The following is a 17185-nucleotide window of genomic DNA, read 5'->3' as shown; positions in this document are numbered from 1 at the left end:
CTCGGGCCGTGCGAAAACGCCGGCCGCCAATCCGGTCAGGTCGGATGCGTCGCGCGCGGCCCGGTGGTCGCGGCGCTGCGCGGGCCCGCCATCCAGCGGCGCACGACAACGATCGACAGCGCGCCGAATACGATCCCGGCGATCACGTCGGCCAGGTAGTGGCCGCCCTGTGTCGGCGTCGACACGATCATCGCGACATTCAGCCCGATCGACGCGGGAAACACGTAACGGACGTGCCGGACCGCATACGCGAACAGCAGCGCCAGCATCACGTGAAACGACGGCAACGACACGAGCCCCTGCGATTCGGACAGGCTGAATAGCCGAAGCTGCCCGCTGCGCAGCAGGTCGTAGTGAGACACGGTCGACGCGGTGTTCGCATCGGCGATGCCGAAATGGACGAATGCGCTTTGTGCGGGAAATGGCGTCGAGACGACGACAACGACGAGCAACGCGACTGCGAACATCACCATGAATTCGGCGAGGTCGTCGTGTCGCCGCGCGGTCGAGAGAATGAACGGGACGGCGATCAGCTGCACGATGCTGCCGTGATATGCGACCGCCAGTGCACGCTGCAGCTCGGCATGTGCCCTCACCCAGCGATACAGGTCGGGCCAGTGAAAGCCGAGCAACGCATCGAACCGGACGAGATCGGCTTCGATCGACGGCGGGGCAAGCGCCACGCACAAGTAGTCGAGTACCACGATCGCCTGGCTGAAGGCCGCGATCGTCACGACGCACAGCAACGCGAGCGCCCATTCGCGCCATCGCCAGGCGAGCGAGCGCTCGCGGTAGCGCGGTGTGTGCGACAGCACGATCAATGCTGCCGCCACTGCGATGGCCGCGCATCCTGCCAGCCCCGCGAAATGCGCCGCGTGACCGAGCGCCAGCGCCATGCCGTTGCCATGCGCGCCGCGGATGTCCGCGACGGCAATGACGGCAGTCAGCAGCGCAATGCTCGTCAGGACTTTCGGCACTCGGTTCGTCATGGGATCGCGATGTTTGCCATTCAGCACGGCGGCATGGGGACGCGGCACGATCATGCACGCTGTGGGTCGCATCGTATCAGCACGATCCGATGTGTCGATGGTCGAGCGGTTGCCACGACAACGGCGTGCGACACGACACGCATTCCGCGAACCCAAAACGAAAAACCCCGTGATCCTTCCGGATCACGGGGCTTCGTATTTTGGCGGAGAGGGTGGGATTCGAACCCACGGTACGGGGAAACCGTACGCCTGATTTCGAGTCAGGTACATTCGACCACTCTGCCACCTCTCCTTCCTTGCTGCTTTACTGCATTTCGCGGTTGGTCGTTTCCGCGAAAGAAAAGATTATAGAACGATCTCTTCGCCTCTCACAAGCCCTTTTTGCAAATTTTTTGCGGGGCATTCGAGAGTTTGCCGGAACGCGCGCTTACGACGCCTGTGCCGGCGCGTCGATGCGCTCGATGCCGCCCATGTACGGACGCAGCGCTTCCGGCACCGTGACCGAACCGTCCGCGTTCTGGTAGTTCTCCAGAACCGCGACGAGCGTGCGGCCGACCGCGAGACCCGAACCGTTCAGCGTATGCACGAGCTCGGGCTTGCCCTGCGCGTTGCGGAAACGCGCCTGCATCCGGCGCGCCTGGAACGCTTCGGTGTTCGAGCAGCTCGAGATCTCGCGATAGGTGTTCTGCGCAGGCAGCCACACTTCGAGGTCGAACGTCTTCGCCGCCGAGAAGCCCATGTCGCCCGTGCACAGCGTGATCACGCGGTACGGCAGGCCGAGCTTCTGCAGGATCGCTTCCGCATGGCCGACCATCTCGTCGAGCGCCGCGTACGACGCTTCCGGTGCGACAACCTGCACCATCTCGACCTTGTCGAACTGGTGCTGGCGGATCATGCCGCGCGTGTCGCGGCCGTACGAACCGGCTTCCGAGCGGAAGCACGGGGAATGCGCGGTCAGCTTGATCGGCAGCGCGGACGCGTCGACGATCGACTCGCGCACGGTGTTCGTCAGCGAGATTTCCGACGTGGAGATCAGGTATTGCGTGACCTTGTTCTCCTCGCCGCCCTTCTCGACGCGGAACATGTCGTCCGCGAACTTCGGCAACTGGCCCGTGCCGTACAGGATCTCGGGGTTCACGATGTACGGCGTATACGTCTCGGTATAGCCGTGCTGCAGCGTGTGCGTGTCGATCATGAACTGCGCGAGCGCGCGGTGCAGGCGTGCGATCGAGCCGCGCAGCATCGTGAAGCGCGCGCCGGCGAGCTTCGCGCCGGTTTCGAAATCGAGGCCGAGCGGCGTGCCGACGTCGACGTGATCCTTCACTTCGAAATCGAACTGGCGCGGCGTGCCCCAGCGGCGCGCCTCGACGTTGTCGGCTTCGTCCTTGCCGACCGGCACGCTTTCATGCGCGACGTTCGGCATGCCCAGCATCAGGTCGGACAGGCGCGCCTGGATTTCGCCGAGCTTGGCCTCTCCCGCCTTCATTTCGTCGCCGATCCCGCCGACCTCGGCCATCACGGCCGACGTGTCCTCGCCCTTCCCCTTCATCGCGCCGATCTGCTTCGACAGGCTGTTGCGGCGCGCCTGGAGCTCTTCGGTGCGGGTCTGGATCGCGCGGCGTTCCGCTTCGAGGGCGGAAAACGCGGCGACGTCGAGGGTGTAGCCGCGATCGGCGAGGCGCTGGGCGACGCCGTCGAGGTCTTTGCGCAGCAACTGGATGTCGAGCATGGGAGGACTTGGAGAATCGTTGTGTAAGACGGGAATTCTAACGCACCGCGGGGCCGCCACGGCACTGGCCGGACGGACTATGCTGCAAACGGGCGATGACCGTGGTGCGACGGCCGTGGCAGTATCGCCTTGCCGGTCCGCCCGTCGCCCCCCGCGAAATTACGCGGCAGCGCCGCGCCGCGGATCGCGAAACGCCCGTGCGCGCCCGCAGCAGCGCATCGCACGAGGCACCCGCCACCCGTCACAGCTACCTGAGGAACCCGATGGCCATCGAACTGGACAAGGACGTACGCGACCGCGCGATCGCGTCGCTGCAACGCTATTTCACAGAGAACATGGACGAGCCGATCGGCAACATCCAGGCCGGCGCGCTGCTGCACTTCTTCGTCGAGGAAATCGCGCCCGCGATCTACAACCTCGCGATCGCCGATGCGCAGCAGAGCTTGCACGCACGCGTCACCGAACTCGACATCGAGTGCCATCAGGAGCCGTTCGGCTACTGGAAGAAGCAGCCGGCCCGCAAGCGCTGACGCGTTCGCGACGGCGCCGGCCGGGCTGCACCGCGCGCCTTCCCGTCAGTCCTTCTTGCCGGCCTCGCGATCGAGGTCGCGCAGCCACGCGAGCTTGTCGGCGATCTTCGATTCGAGCCCGCGCGGCACCGGCTTGTACCAACGCGGCTCGCGCATCCCGTCCGGCAGGTACGTCTCGCCGGCCGCATACGCGTTCGGCTCGTCGTGCGCGTAACGGTAAGCGTGACCGTAGCCGAGTTCCTTCATCAGCTTGGTCGGCGCGTTGCGCAGATGCACGGGCACCTCGCGCGACTTGTCCTGCTTCACGAACGCCATCGCCTGGTTGAACGCGTTGTAGCCCGCGTTGCTCTTCGCCGCGCATGCGAGATAGATGACCGCTTGCCCGAGTGCGAGCTCGCCTTCCGGCGAGCCGAGCCGCTCGTAGGTTTCGGCCGCGTCGTTCGCCATCTGCAGCGCGCGCGGATCGGCCAGGCCGATGTCTTCCCACGCCATCCGCACGATCCGCCGCGCGAGATACTTCGGATCCGCGCCGCCGTCGATCATCCGGCAGAACCAGTACAGCGCGCCGTCCGGGCTCGACCCGCGCACCGACTTGTGCAGCGCCGAGATCTGGTCGTAGAAGTTGTCGCCGCCCTTGTCGAAGCGCCGGGCGTTCAGCGTCATCGCGCTGCTGACGAATTCGGCATCGATCGTCGCGGTGCCGGCCGACGTGGCTGCCGTCTGCGCCTGCTCGAGCAGGTTCAGGAAGCGCCGCGCGTCGCCGTCCGCATAGCCGACCAGCGTATCGATCGCCTTTTCGTCGAACGACAGGCCGTCGAGCGCGATTTCCTGTGCGCGCTTCAGCAACTGGCGCATCTCGTCATCGTCCAGCGACTTCAGCACGTACACCTGCGCACGTGACAGCAAGGCCGAGTTGACCTCGAAGCTCGGGTTCTCGGTCGTCGCGCCGATGAAGGTCACGAGCCCCGACTCGACGAACGGCAGCAACGCGTCCTGCTGCCCCTTGTTGAAGCGGTGGATTTCGTCGACGAACAGGATCGTGTGGCGGCCGGTGCGGTTCAGCGTGTCCTTTGCCTGCTCCATCGACTCGCGAATGTCCTTCACGCCGCCGAGCACCGCGGACAGCGCAATGAACTCGCAGTCGAACGCGAGCGCGGTGAGCCGGGCGAGCGTCGTCTTGCCGACGCCGGGCGGCCCCCACAGGATCATCGAATGCGGCTTGCCCGATTCGAACGCGAGCCGCAGCGGCTTGCCTTCGCCCAGCAAATGCGTCTGGCCGATCACCTCGGCGAGCGTCTTCGGCCGCAGCGCCTCGGCGAGCGGGCGGCGCGGCTCGACTTGAAACAGGTCGGACATGAACCCTCGCTCCACATCAAACAATGGCGGCCGAACCGGCCGCCGGACCCGACATTATGACAGCGGCGCGAAAGCACCGCCGTGCCTGCGCCCGGTGCCCAGAAACAACACGGGCCTGCCGTCGCCGGCAGGCCCGTTGCGGAAGAGCAGCGCGCGGCGCCGGTCAGCCGGTAATCACGTCGGCGCCCTTCGGCACGACGAACTTGAACGTATCGCCCTTCAGCGGCGGATTCGTCTGGATGTTCGTAAACGTCAGCAGCGTGACGTTGCCGAACACGTCATGCAGCTCCATCGCGGCGAGCGTGCCGTTCTTGAAGCCGATGCCAATCCGCTGGAACTGCGTGTCCTGCGCCTTCGGCAGCATCTCGAGCCACTCGATGCCGCCCTTCTCGCCGGCATCGCGCAGCGTGTAGTTCTTGTCGAGATCGTTGCTGCCGAACAGGATCGCGGCCGGGCTCGCGCCCAGCGCGCCGTTCAGCTTGCGCTCGGTGACCTGGTTCAGGTCGCGGTCGTATACGTAAAGCTTCTCGCCGTCGGCCTGCAGCACCTGCTGATAAGGCTTCTGGTACGTCCAGATGAACTTGCCCGGGCGCGCGAACACGAACGTGCCGCTCGAGTTGTCGGTGGGCTTCGGCACGGCCTGCACGGCGCTTGCGCCCTTCGCCGGCGCCTTGACGATCTGTTGCGTGAAGTCGCCCTTCGCCGAACGCACCTGCGACACGAACGCCTTAAGTTGCTCGGTGCCGCCCGCGAACGCGTGCGTCGCCGCGAGCATCAGCGATGCGCCGGCGAGCGCCGCGCCGAGCCAGCGCCGCGTCGAACGAAGGGACATTGCGAACGAATGTTGCTGCATATTGCGGTTTTCTCCCTGGGTGGCCGGCGCTGCGAACGCCGCGGACTCATTCCGCGTCGCGCGCCGGCACAAGAATTTCGCGGTTGCCGCTCGACGACATCGCCGACACGAGCCCCGACTGCTCCATCTGCTCGAGCAGCCGCGCCGCGCGGTTATAGCCGATCCGCAGGTGGCGCTGCACGAGCGAGATCGACGCGCGGCGGTTCTTGATGACGATCTCGACCGCCTGGTCGTACAGCGGATCAGACTCGTCGCCGCCTTCGCCGGTTCCCGCACCGGCCGAGCCCTCGTCGCCGTCGGCGGTGCCGCCTTCGAGCAGGCCCTCGATGTAGTTCGGCTCGCCCTGCTCCTTGAGCTTCTCGACGACGCGGTGCACTTCGTCATCCGCGACGAACGCGCCGTGCACGCGCACCGGCAGCCCGGTGCCCGGCGCCAGATACAGCATGTCGCCCATCCCGAGCAGCGATTCGGCGCCCATCTGGTCGAGAATCGTGCGCGAGTCGATCTTCGACGACACCTGGAACGCGATCCGCGTCGGCACGTTGGCCTTGATGAGGCCGGTGATCACGTCGACCGACGGACGCTGCGTCGCGAGGATCAGGTGGATGCCGGCCGCGCGCGCCTTCTGCGCGATCCGTGCAATCAGTTCCTCGACCTTCTTGCCGACGACCATCATCAGGTCGGCCAGCTCGTCGATCACGACGACGATGTTCGGCAGGCGGCCGAGCGGCTCAGGATCTTCCGGCGTCAGGCTGAACGGATTCGGCAGCTTCTCCTCGCGCTTCGCGGCCTCGTCGATCTTGTTGTTGTAGCCCGCGAGATTGCGCACGCCGAGCTTGCTCATCAGCTTGTAGCGGCGCTCCATCTCCGCGACCGTCCAGTTCAGCGCGTTGCCGGCCTGGCGCATGTCGGTGACGACCGGGCACAGCAGGTGCGGAATGCCTTCGTAGACGCTCATTTCGAGCATCTTCGGATCGATCAGGATCAGGCGTACCTGCTCGGCGGTCGCTTTATACAGCAGCGACAGGATCATCGCGTTGATCCCGACCGACTTGCCCGAACCGGTCGTGCCGGCCACCAGCAGGTGCGGCATCTTCGCGAGATCCGCGCACACCGGCTTGCCGCCGATGTCCTTGCCGAGGCTCAGCGTCAGCGCCGACGAGGCGGCCGCGTACACCTCGGAACCGATGATCTCGGACAGGTGGACCGTCTGGCGGCGCTGGTTCGGCAGCTCGAGCGCCATGTAGTTCTTGCCGGGAATCGTCTCGACGACGCGGATCGACACGAGCGACAGCGAGCGCGCGAGATCCTTCGCGAGGTTGACGATCTGGCTGCCCTTCACGCCGGTGGCCGGCTCGATCTCGTAGCGCGTGACGACCGGGCCCGGATACGCGGCGACGACACTCGCCTCGACGCCGAAGTCCTTCAGCTTCTTCTCGATCAGGCGCGACGTGAATTCGAGCGTGTCGGCGGAAATCGCCTCCTGCGCCTTCGGCTCCGGGTCGAGCAGCGATACCGCCGGCAGCGTCGAATCGCCCGGCAGGTCGGTGAAGAGCGGCACCTGGCGCTCGCGCTCGACGCGCTCGGACTTGGCAGGCGTGACGACCGGCGGCACGATCGTCACGGGCTCGTGATCCTCGATGCGCACGCGCTCTTCTTCGACCTTGCCTTCGCGGCGCACGGCCGCGGCCTCGCCGAGCTTGCGGTCGCGCTCGGCCTCGCGGCGCAGCTTCGCGACGTTGACGGCGGACAGGATCGCACCGCCGACACGCTCGGCGACCGACAGCCACGAGAAGCGGAAATACAGCGACAGGCCGATCGCCAGTGCGATCAGCAGCAGCAGCGTGCCGCCCGTGAAACCGAACGCGTGCGACATCGCGCCCGCGACGGCCTCGCCGACGACGCCGCCCGGCGCACGCGGCAACTGCACCTTCAGCGACCACATGCGCAGCGCCTCGATGCCGTCGCATGCCAGCACGACGAGCACGAACGCGAGGATTTCGGTGAGCCAGCCAATCGGCCGCTCGGGTTCGTCCGGGACCGCCTCATGGCGCGTGATGCGGCGATAGTTGACGGCGATGCGCCGCGCGAGCGGCACGATCAACCAGTAGGCCGACAGGCCGAACAGCAGCAGGATGATGTCGGCCGTCCAGGCGCCGACGCGGCCGGCCCAGTTCGTGATGTGGTCCACCTGGGCGGCGTGCGTCCAGCTCGGATCGCGCCGGCTGTAGCTCAGCAGGGCCATCACCAGAAATGCGCAGAGCGCGACCTGGAGAATCCAGCGGATCTCCGTGAGGAGCTTCGACATCCGGTGCGGCAACGCCTGTGCCTGGGCGGAATAAGGAGCTTTTGCCATGAATCCGTATAAAGAGGACGGGCCATGCGCCCGCCTGTCGTTCGATCCCGCTTATTGTAAACGCTGCACCGGGCCGCCAAGTGTAAATGACGGTTACATAACAGGGCCGGGGTACGGCCGGCTCGCCGGACGCGCGCCGCAGCGGCCCGTTCGCCCTGGCCCGGCCGGCCCCGTCGGGCACTGTCGCGGCGCCCCCCGAGCCGGTGCCAGGCCGCGCCGCGCCCGTGCGGCAACGCGCCGCCGCGCGCCCCGCCCACCCCGCGTGCGCGGCCGTTGCACTGCCCGACACTATCGCCACGATTGAAACTCTCGTTCGGCAACGCAGCAACGGGGCCTTTATAATGCGCGTCTGATACCCATCTATGACGGCATCCCGGTCACCCCGGATCGTACGGCGAGCCCTACCCCGCCCGCCGCGGCCGCCTTTTACGGATTCGCACATGTCCACGCCCAAACACGCCAAAGTCCTGATTCTCGGTTCCGGCCCCGCCGGCTACACGGCTGCCGTATACGCGGCACGCGCCAACCTGTCCCCGGTGCTGATCACCGGCATCGCGCAGGGCGGCCAGCTGATGACCACGACCGACGTCGAAAACTGGCCGGCAGACGCGAAAGGCGTGCAGGGTCCGGAGCTGATGGCCCGCTTCCTCGAGCACGCCGAGCGCTTCAACACCGAAATCATCTTCGACCACATCCACACCGCGAAGCTGCACGAGCAGCCGATCCGCCTGATCGGCGACTCGGGCGAATACACGTGCGACTCGCTGATCATCGCGACCGGCGCGTCCGCGCAGTATCTCGGCCTGCCGTCCGAAGAATTGTTCATGGGCAAGGGCGTGTCGGCCTGCGCGACCTGCGACGGCTTCTTCTATCGCGGCCAGGAAGTCGCGGTGATCGGCGGCGGCAACACGGCCGTCGAGGAAGCGCTCTACCTCACTGGCATCGCGAAGAAGGTCACGGTGATCCACCGTCGCGACAAGTTCCGCGCGGAGCCGATCCTGATCGACCGCCTGCTGGAGAAGGAAAAGGAAGGCGCCGTCGTGATCAAGTGGGATCACGTGCTCGACGAAGTCACCGGCGAAGATTCGGGCGTCACGGGCCTGCGCATCAAGAACGTGAAGACCGGCGCGACGGAAGATCTCGCCGTGCAAGGCGTGTTCGTCGCGATCGGCCACAAGCCGAACACCGACCTGTTCCAGGGTCAGCTCGAGATGAAGGACGGCTACATCCTGACGAAGAGCGGCCTGCACGGCAACGCGACGTCGACGAGCGTCGCCGGCGTGTTCGCCGCGGGCGACGTGCAGGACAACGTGTACCGCCAGGCGATCACCAGCGCCGGCACGGGCTGCATGGCCGCGCTCGACGCGCAGCGCTACCTCGAAAGCCTGCACGACAAGAAGTAAGCCGCGAGACCTGTCGCGCCGGGCGCTACAATGGCGTCCGCTGCCGCGATGCGGGTCTGGCCGGACAAGCCGCTGCCGCCGTGCAGCGGCTTTTTTTTGCCCGCGCGCCCGAACGCGCCTGCCCTGCGTACCGAATCATGGCGAAGAACCAGCCCCATCCGAGCGATCCCGCGAAGCGGCAGATCGCCGCCCGTCCCGCAAACCCCGCGCCCGTCGCGCCGGCGCCCGCGCCCGATCCCGCCGCGTTGCGCGGCCAGGGGCTCGCGGGCCTCGGCGCGCTGCGCAAGTCGCTGCAAGGCGAAGCCGATCGCCGCGACCGCGAGCGCATCGAAACGGCCAAGGCCGAGCGCAAGGCGGAAGCCGACGCGAACGTGTTCCGCAACGAGGTCGGCACCATCCAGCCGCTCAAGGCGCCACCGCGCGCAGCGGCCGGCCGCACGCCGCCCGACCCGGTGCCGAAGCAGACGCAGCGCGACGAGGAAGCCGTGCTGAACGCGACGCTGTCCGACGAATTCGATCCTGAAACGCTGCTCGACAGCGACGACTCGCTGTACTACCACCGCCCCGGCGTCAGCCGCGACGTCGTGCGCAAGCTGCGCAGCGGCGCGTGGATCGTGCAGGCGCAGATCGACCTGCACGGGATGCGGCGCGACGAAGCGCGCGACGCGCTCGCAGAATTCATCCGCGAAGCCGGCAAGAAAGGGCTGCGCTGCCTGCGCGTGATCCACGGCAAGGGGCTCGGCTCGATCGGCAAGGAACCGGTGCTGAAAGGCAAGGTCCGCGCGTGGCTCGTGCAGAAGGAAGAAGTTATCGCGTTCTGCGAGGCACGCGGCAACGACGGCGGCGCGGGCGCGGTTCTGGTGCTGCTGCAACCGTTCGCGGCGCCCGGCGACCGGGGGCCGCGTGCCGCATCCTAGGCTGACGCTCGCGATCGCGATACTGGAGGCGATCGCCACGCTGGCCTTTGCGATCTCGGGCTTCATCGAGGCGCGCAAGAACCGCCTCGACTCGGTCGGCACGTTCGTCGTCGCGCTCGCCACCGCGTTCGGCGGCGGCACGCTGCGCGACATCCTGCTCGAACGCCGGCCGTTCTACTGGGTCGTGCACGACGACTACGTGATCGCGATCTTCGTGCTCGCGCTGTTCGCGCCGTTCGTGCTGCGAATGCTGTCGCGACTGTCGGCCGAGCGGTTGCTGCTCGTCGCCGATGCGATCGGGCTGGGGATCTTCAGCATCTCGGGCACGGCGATCGCGCTCGATGCCGAGATGCCGCGCTTCATCGCGGTGATGATGGGCGTGATCACGGGCGTGGTCGGCGGGATCATCCGCGACGTGCTGTGCAACGATATCCCGCTGATCCTGCGCGATTCGCGGCCTTACGCGACCTGCGCGTTCGTCGGCTGCTGGTTCTACCTGCTGCTCGTGTGGCTGCAGTTCGACTCGGTGTACAGCGTGCTGCTCGCGACCGGCTTCATCCTCGTCGCGCGGCTCGCGACGTTCAAGTTCGACGTGCGGCTGCCGCACTGACTGCCAAAGCAGCGACAGTCGGAGCGCAAAAACAAAGGGGCCGTCCGAAGACGGCCCCTTTTTGCTTCGTTCAGCGCCCGCGCGACATCACGCGATCCGCTCTTCCGACGCCGGATCGAACAGCACCGCCTTCGACACGTCGAACAGCAGCGACTGGGTCTGCCCCGGCTGCGGGTTCGCGGCCGGATGCACACGGCTCACGATCCGCTTGCCGTTCACCTGCGCGAACACGTGCGTATCCGGCCCGGTCGGCTCGGTCACGTCGACGCGCACGTCGATCGGCTGCAGGTTCGACGCCTCGCCGTTGTGCGCGTTGCGCGCGTCGGTGATGCGCTCCGGACGCAGGCCGAGAATCACCTCGCGGCCGACGTGCGCCTTCAACTTCGCCGCGTCGAACGGCAGGTTCAGCGCGCTGCGCGCGAGGCCCGTGTCGATCTCGAGCGCGATCCCGCTGCCCTGCTCGACCAGCTTGCCGTTGATGAAGTTCATCGGCGGCGCGCCGATGAAGCCCGCGACGAACAGGTTCGACGGCGAATCGTAGATGTCCTGCGGCGCGCCGAATTGCTGCACCACGCCGTCCTTCATCACAGCGATCCGGTCGCCGAGCGTCATCGCCTCGATCTGGTCGTGCGTCACGTAGACGATCGTCGTGCCGAGACGCTGGTGCAGCAGCTTGATTTCCGCGCGCATCTCGATGCGCAGCTTCGCGTCGAGGTTCGACAGCGGCTCGTCGAACAGGAACAGCGACGGATCGCGAGCGAGCGCACGGCCCATCGCGACGCGCTGGCGCTGGCCGCCCGACAGCTGGCCCGGCTTGCGGTCGAGCAGGTGCTGGATCTGCAGCATCTGCGACACGCGGTCGACGATCTGCTGCTGCTCGCTCTTCGGCACCTTGCGGATGTTCAGGCCGAACGAGATGTTCTCGCGCACCGTCATCGACGGATACAGCGCGTACGACTGGAATACCATCGCGATGTCGCGATCCTTCGGCGACAGGTCGTTGACGACCTTGCCGTCGATGCAGATCTCGCCGCTCGTCACGGTCTCGAGCCCGGCGATCATGTTGAGCAGCGTCGACTTCCCGCAGCCCGACCCGCCGACCAGGATCAGGAACTGTCCGTCCTCGATCTCGATGTCGACACCCTTCAGGACCGGCACCCCGTTCGGGTAGGTCTTGTACACGTCACGGATGGAAAGGCTTGCCATGCTGTGAATCCTCTGTCTCGTCTCGCGCGGCGCACTCCGGCGCCGCGTCGGGTTCGTTTCGATGCGCCGCGCGCGAGGCGCGGCCGGTTCGTCGTATCGGATGAAGCCGCGCTTACCCCTTCACCGCGCCCGCCGTCAGCCCGCGCACGAAGTAGCGGCCGGCGACGATGTAGACGAGCAGCGTCGGCAGCGCGGCGATGATCGCGCCGGCCATGTCGACGTTGTATTCCTTCACGCCCGTCGACGTGTTGACGAGGTTGTTCAGCGCAACCGTGATCGGCATCGAATCGACGCCGGAGAACACGATCCCGAACAGGAAGTCGTTCCAGATCTGCGTGAACTGCCAGATCAGGCACACCATGAAGATCGGCAGCGACACCGGCAGCAGGATCTTCGTGAAGATCGTGAAGAAGCCCGCGCCGTCGATGCGCGCGGCCTTCACGAGCTCGGCCGGCACGCTCACGTAGAAGTTGCGGAAGAACATCGTCGTGAACGCGATGCCGTACACGACGTGCACGAACACGAGGCCCGGAATCGTGTTGGCGAGGCCGAGCATCCCCTGCAGGCGCGCCATCGGCAGCAGGATCACCTGGAACGGGATGAAGCAGCCGACCAGCATCATCGTGAACAGCGCGTCGGCGCCGCGAAAGCGCCAGTGCGTGAGCACGTAGCCGTTGAACGCGCCGATCAGCGACGAGATCAGCACGGCCGGGATCACCATCTCGAGCGAGTTCAGGAAGAACGGCTTCATGCCGTCGCAGCGCACGCCGGTGCACGCGCCGCTCCAGGCCTTCACCCACGGGTCGACGGTCCACGTGGTGGGCGGCGTCAGCAGGTTGCCGGTGCGCAACTGGTCGAGATCCTTGAACGACGTCGACAGCATCACGTAGATCGGGAACAGGAAATACAGCGCGAACAGGATCAATGCCGCATAGATCACTGCCCGGCTGATCGTCATCTTAGGCTGCATTGCGGGTGCTCCTCGATTCCATATACATCAGCGGCACCAGCACTGCGACCACGGTCGCGAGCATCATCACCGAGGACGCCGCGCCGAGCCCGAGCTGGCCGCGGTTGAACGAAAACGTGTACATGAACATGGCCGGCAGCGACGACGACGTGCCCGGGCCGCCCGCCGTCAGCGCGACGACCAGGTCGAAGGTCTTGATCGTGATGTGGCAGAGGATCAGCAGCACCGAGAAGAACACCGGGCGCATGCTCGGGATCACGATCTTGCGGTAGATGGTCGGCAGCGTCGCGCCGTCCACCTGCGCGGCCTTGAAGATCTCCGCATCGACACCGCGCAGCCCTGCGAGGAACAGCGCCATCACGAAGCCGGTCGACTGCCACACGGCCGCGATCACCACGCAGAAGATCGCCTTGTCCGGATCGCCGAGCCAGTCGAACGAGAAGCTCGTCCAGCCCCAGTCGTGCATCACCTTCTCGAGGCCGAGGCCCGGGTTCAGGATCCACTGCCACGCGGTGCCGGTGACGATGAACGACAGCGCCATCGGGTACAGGAAGACCGCGCGCAGCGCGCCTTCGTTGCGAATCCGCTGGTCGAGCAGGATCGCGAGGAACAGCCCGAGCGCGACGCAGATCGCGATGAACGGAATCCCGAACCAGCCGAGGTTCGCGGCGGAAGTCCACCACACGTCGTTCTGGAACAGGTCCGTGTAACGGCCGAAGCCGTCGAATTCGTAGTTCGGCAACAGCCGCGAATTGGTCAGCGACAGATAGCCGGTAATCAGGATGAAGCCGTAGATGAACACCACGGCGATCGCGACGCTCGGCGCAAGCACGAGCTTCGGAATCCAGCGATCGGCGAAGGCCGACATCGGCGACGTACGCCGTGCGGCGGCAGCGCCGGATCCGTTTCCGCTAAGAGGGGCAGCCACTTGATTCGACTCCTGGAACGAGGGCGACGCAGGCCGGGCCGGCGCCAGGTACGGCACGAGCCCGCGGGCGAGCCCGTTTGCTGCACATGCAAAAACGCCCGGCCGATGAAGCGTTTCCGGCCGGGCGCCTGTCGCGCGTTACTTGACCTTCGCGGCCTTCGCGAGCGCGGCAACCGCGCTCTTCGAATCCTGCTGCGAGTTCATGAACTTCGTCACGACGTCCGTGATCGCACCGGCGGTCGCATCGCTCTGCGCCATCCCGTGCGCGAGCGACGGAACGAAGCCGCCCGACTTGATCGCGGTCTGCTCGTCGGCATACGACTTCTTCGCGCAGTCGTCGAACTTGTCCATCTTCACGCCGAGACGGACCGGCACCGAACCCTTCAGCAGGCTGAACTGTTCCTGGAAGTCCGGCGTCATGATCGTCTTCGCGAGCGCGAGCTGGCCCGGCGTCGCCGCCTTCTCGCCCTTCTGCTGGAAGAACACGAACGAGTCGACGTTGAACGTGTAAGCATTCGCCGTGCCCGGCACCGGTGCGCAGATGTAGTCCTTGCCCGACTTCTTGCCGGCGTTCTCGAACTCGCCCTTCGCCCAGTCGCCCATGAACTGCATGCCGGCCTTGCCGTTGATCACCATCGCGGTCGCGAGGTTCCAGTCGCGGCCGTTACGGCCGGCATCGAAGTAGCCCTGGATCTTGCGCACCGTGTCGAACACGGACAGCATCTGCGGCGAGGTCAGCGTCGCCTGGTCGAGGTCGACCAGCGCCTTCTTGTAGAACGCCGGGCCCTGCGACAGCACGACGTCTTCCCACAGCGTCAGGTCCTGCCACGGCTGGCCGCCCATCGCGACCGGCTGGATGCCCGCGGCCTTCAGCTTGTCGGCCACCGCGAAGAATTCAGGCCAGGTGGTCGGCACCTTCGCGCCGACCTTGTCGAGCGCGGCCTTGTTGATGTACAGCCAGTTCACGCGGTGCACCGAGAACGGCGCCGCGACGGTGTGGCCCTTGTACTTGATGATCTTGTCGATTTCCGGCGGCAGGTTCTGCTTCCAGTCGCCGGCAGCGGAGTCGATGTTGACGAGCACGCCCTGGTCGGCCCAGTCCTGGATCAGCGGGCCCTTGATCTGCGCGGCCGACGGTGAGTCGCCGCTGATCACCTTGGTCTTCAGCGCGGTCATTGCCGCGGCGCCGGCGCCGCCCGCGACCGCGAAGTCCTTCCACACGTAGCCCTGCTTCTGCAGGTCGTCCTTCAGCACGCCGACGGCCTTCGACTCGCCGCCCGAGGTCCACCAGTGCAGCACCGTTACATTCTCGGCTGCCTGCGCCGCCACGGCGCCAGCCATCAGACCTGCCGCGCAGAGCGCACCCATGATCGAGCGAACTTTCATTACTTATCTCCTCCAGACTGAATCAACTCGTGAGGTTCCCTGACGGGGAACCGGCTTCTTGATAACGACGGGGAAATCGAGCCGCGGGACGCATGCAGCGTACGGGGCCGATGACCGGCCGGGCTCTTACAGAAAGCGTGAATCGAGATTCAACGGCGTGTCTCCTCTTTGTGTTTCTGGCCCGCCGCAATGATGCGGCGCGAGCCCGGGGCCGACGTCGCGCTGACGATGCGCGCCGTCAATGTCCGATAACATTCGGCACAAGGCGTTCCCGAAGGCGAAGCTCGCGCAGTTCATCGACCGCACTTCTTTTTTTCTTCACCCAGGTGCTACCCCTTGCGGCGGATTGTAGTTAAACTACAATTCAGTGTCAAAAATATTTTTATCGCACTACGGATCGCTTCCCAGCACCCCAACCCGGCGGAGACACATGCATACCGATTCCAGCTTTACCTTCGTACTTTTCGGCGGCACCGGCGATCTGTCGATGCGCAAGATCCTGCCCGCGCTGTTCGAGGCGCACCGTGCGAACATGCTGGCGGAGAGCGGCCGGATCGTTGCCGTGGCGCGTCATGAATCGGATCGGGCGTCCTATCTGGAATGGGTCGACACCCACGTGAAGCCGCACGCGGCCAAGGCCGCCGGCAAGGCGTTCGACGAAGCTGCGTGGAAATCCTTCCTCGATCGCATCGAGTACGTGCACCTCGATCTCGGCCGCGCGGAAGACTACGGCGTGCTGCGCGACGCGGTGGCCTCGCTGCCCGGCATCCGCGTGTTCTATCTGGCGACGGGCCCGTCGCTGTTCGTGCCGATCTGCAAGGCGCTCGCGTCGGTCGGCCTGAACGAAGGCTCGCGCATCGTGCTCGAGAAGCCGCTCGGCTACGACCTGAAGTCGTCGAACGCGATCAACGACGCGGTCGGCGAGATCTTCGCGGAAGGCCAGATCTACCGGATCGACCACTATCTCGGCAAGGAACCCGTGCAGAACCTGCTCGCGCTGCGCTTCGGCAATGCGCTGTTCGAGCCGCTGTGGCGCCGCGAATGGGTCGAGAGCATCCAGATCACGATCGCCGAGGAGCTCGGCGTCGAGGCGCGCGGCGATTTCTATGACAATACGGGCGCGCTGCGCGACATGGTGCAGAACCACCTGCTGCAGCTGCTGTCGATCGTCGCAATGGAGCCGCCGCATTCGATGGATTCGGATTCGGTGCGCGACGAGAAGCTGCGCGTGCTGCGCGCGCTGAAACCGGTCGATCCGCGCGACATCGGCAAGGTTGCCGTGCGCGGCCAGTATCATGCGGGCGTGATCAAGGGCGCGCAGGTGCCGGCGTACGCAACCGAGCCGGGCGTGAAGCCCGACAGCCAGACCGAAACCTTCGTCGCGCTGAAGGTCGAGATCGAGAACTGGCGCTGGGCCGGCGTGCCGTTCTTCCTGCGCACCGGCAAGCGGCTCGCCGATCGCGTCGCGGAGATCGTCGTCAATTTCCGCCCGGTGCCGCATTCGGCGCTCGGGCCCACCGCGCTGCGTCCCGGCTCGAACCGCCTCGTGATCCGGCTGCAGCCGAACGAGACGATCCGCCTGTACTGCCTCGCGAAGCAGCCCGGCGAAGGGATGAACCTCGCGAGCGTGCACCTCGACCTCGCGTTCGACCAGTTCTTCAAGGAAGGGCAGATGGAGGCGTACCAGCGCCTGCTGCTCGACGTGATCAACGGCCGTCTCGCCCTCTTCGTGCGCCGCGACGAACAAGAAGCCGCATGGCGCTGGGTCGAGCCTATCCTGAACGAATGGGCACGCTCGCTGAAGCCGCCGAAGCCGTACGCGGCGGGCACGTGGGGGCCGGCCGCGGCGAGCGCGATGCTCGCGCAGCACGACACCTGCTGGCTCGAAGAAGAGAACTGATGCAAACCGTTGCCGCGCACGCCACCGTACGCGGCAACGTGCCCCGCGATTC

At 66.1% G+C, this 17185-nt stretch carries 14 protein-coding genes and 1 tRNA gene; 5 read left to right on the top strand and 10 right to left on the bottom strand.

What is annotated here, in order from left to right; all coding sequences use genetic code 11:
- Nucleotides 1-35 precede the first annotated feature (35 nt).
- From BCEP18194_RS10500 to serS, 3 genes are all read right to left on the bottom strand, one after another.
- Nucleotides 36-989 (bottom strand): phosphatase PAP2 family protein, encoded by a 954-nt coding sequence (locus BCEP18194_RS10500; protein WP_244272930.1) that lies wholly within the window; start codon nucleotides 987-989, stop codon nucleotides 36-38.
- Between the two features lie 201 nt (nucleotides 990-1190).
- A tRNA-Ser gene (locus BCEP18194_RS10495) sits at nucleotides 1191-1281 on the bottom strand.
- Between the two features lie 135 nt (nucleotides 1282-1416).
- Entirely contained in the window at nucleotides 1417-2718 is a 1302-nt protein-coding gene (gene serS / locus BCEP18194_RS10490; RefSeq protein ID WP_011351260.1) for a serine--tRNA ligase, read from the bottom strand.
- Nucleotides 2719-2981: 263 nt separating this feature from the next.
- Between serS and BCEP18194_RS10485 the strand changes: the two genes are divergently transcribed.
- Nucleotides 2982-3248, top strand: a complete 267-nt coding sequence (locus tag BCEP18194_RS10485) for a DUF2164 domain-containing protein (protein ID WP_011351259.1) — start codon at nucleotides 2982-2984, stop codon at nucleotides 3246-3248.
- Nucleotides 3249-3293: 45 nt separating this feature from the next.
- Here BCEP18194_RS10485 and BCEP18194_RS10480 read toward each other — a convergent pair whose 3' ends face one another.
- The 3 genes from BCEP18194_RS10480 to BCEP18194_RS10470 form a co-directional block, all read right to left on the bottom strand.
- Entirely contained in the window at nucleotides 3294-4604 is a 1311-nt protein-coding gene (locus tag BCEP18194_RS10480; protein ID WP_011351258.1) for a replication-associated recombination protein A, read from the bottom strand.
- 163 nt (nucleotides 4605-4767) lie between these two features.
- On the bottom strand, nucleotides 4768-5457 hold the full coding sequence (lolA, locus tag BCEP18194_RS10475) for an outer membrane lipoprotein chaperone LolA (protein ID WP_011351257.1): 690 nt from the start codon (nucleotides 5455-5457) through the stop codon (nucleotides 4768-4770).
- A gap of 46 nt (nucleotides 5458-5503) precedes the next feature.
- Nucleotides 5504-7813: a DNA translocase FtsK gene (locus tag BCEP18194_RS10470; protein ID WP_011351256.1), complete on the bottom strand. Its 2310-nt coding sequence runs from the start codon at nucleotides 7811-7813 to the stop codon at nucleotides 5504-5506.
- Between the two features lie 440 nt (nucleotides 7814-8253).
- On the opposite strand from BCEP18194_RS10470, the gene trxB reads away from it, so the two are divergent.
- The 3 genes from trxB to BCEP18194_RS10455 all read left to right on the top strand — a co-directional run bounded on the left by trxB (nucleotide 8254) and on the right by BCEP18194_RS10455 (nucleotide 10743).
- Complete coding sequence (trxB, locus tag BCEP18194_RS10465; RefSeq protein ID WP_041492769.1) at nucleotides 8254-9216, top strand: thioredoxin-disulfide reductase; 963 nt, start codon at nucleotides 8254-8256, stop codon at nucleotides 9214-9216.
- Nucleotides 9217-9353: 137 nt separating this feature from the next.
- Nucleotides 9354-10133 (top strand): Smr/MutS family protein, encoded by a 780-nt coding sequence (locus BCEP18194_RS10460; RefSeq protein WP_041492768.1) that lies wholly within the window; start codon nucleotides 9354-9356, stop codon nucleotides 10131-10133.
- Nucleotides 10120-10743 carry a trimeric intracellular cation channel family protein gene (locus BCEP18194_RS10455; protein ID WP_011351253.1) on the top strand — a complete coding sequence of 208 codons (624 nt, stop codon included), beginning with the start codon at nucleotides 10120-10122 and terminating at the stop codon, nucleotides 10741-10743. Before BCEP18194_RS10460 ends, BCEP18194_RS10455 begins: the two co-directional genes overlap by 14 nt.
- A gap of 87 nt (nucleotides 10744-10830) precedes the next feature.
- Here BCEP18194_RS10455 and BCEP18194_RS10450 read toward each other — a convergent pair whose 3' ends face one another.
- The 4 genes from BCEP18194_RS10450 to BCEP18194_RS10435 form a co-directional block, all read right to left on the bottom strand.
- Complete coding sequence (locus tag BCEP18194_RS10450; RefSeq protein WP_011351252.1) at nucleotides 10831-11949, bottom strand: ABC transporter ATP-binding protein; 1119 nt, start codon at nucleotides 11947-11949, stop codon at nucleotides 10831-10833.
- A gap of 112 nt (nucleotides 11950-12061) precedes the next feature.
- Nucleotides 12062-12919 (bottom strand): carbohydrate ABC transporter permease, encoded by an 858-nt coding sequence (locus tag BCEP18194_RS10445; protein WP_011351251.1) that lies wholly within the window; start codon nucleotides 12917-12919, stop codon nucleotides 12062-12064.
- Nucleotides 12909-13847 carry a carbohydrate ABC transporter permease gene (locus BCEP18194_RS10440; RefSeq protein ID WP_011351250.1) on the bottom strand — a complete coding sequence of 313 codons (939 nt, stop codon included), beginning with the start codon at nucleotides 13845-13847 and terminating at the stop codon, nucleotides 12909-12911. Before BCEP18194_RS10440 ends, BCEP18194_RS10445 begins: the two co-directional genes overlap by 11 nt.
- A gap of 138 nt (nucleotides 13848-13985) precedes the next feature.
- Nucleotides 13986-15233, bottom strand: coding sequence for an ABC transporter substrate-binding protein (locus tag BCEP18194_RS10435; protein WP_011351249.1), 1248 nt, complete (start codon nucleotides 15231-15233; stop codon nucleotides 13986-13988).
- 430 nt (nucleotides 15234-15663) lie between these two features.
- Here BCEP18194_RS10435 and zwf point away from each other — a divergent pair, with 430 nt between their 5' ends.
- On the top strand, nucleotides 15664-17133 hold the full coding sequence (gene zwf, locus BCEP18194_RS10430) for a glucose-6-phosphate dehydrogenase (protein ID WP_011351248.1): 1470 nt from the start codon (nucleotides 15664-15666) through the stop codon (nucleotides 17131-17133).
- Nucleotides 17134-17185 lie beyond the last annotated feature (52 nt).

Origin of the sequence: Burkholderia lata, from assembly GCF_000012945.1 — a bacterium.
Lineage (GTDB): Bacteria > Pseudomonadota > Gammaproteobacteria > Burkholderiales > Burkholderiaceae > Burkholderia > Burkholderia lata.
Note: the sequence above shows the minus strand (reverse complement) of the source record. Positions and strands in the feature narration are given on the sequence as shown.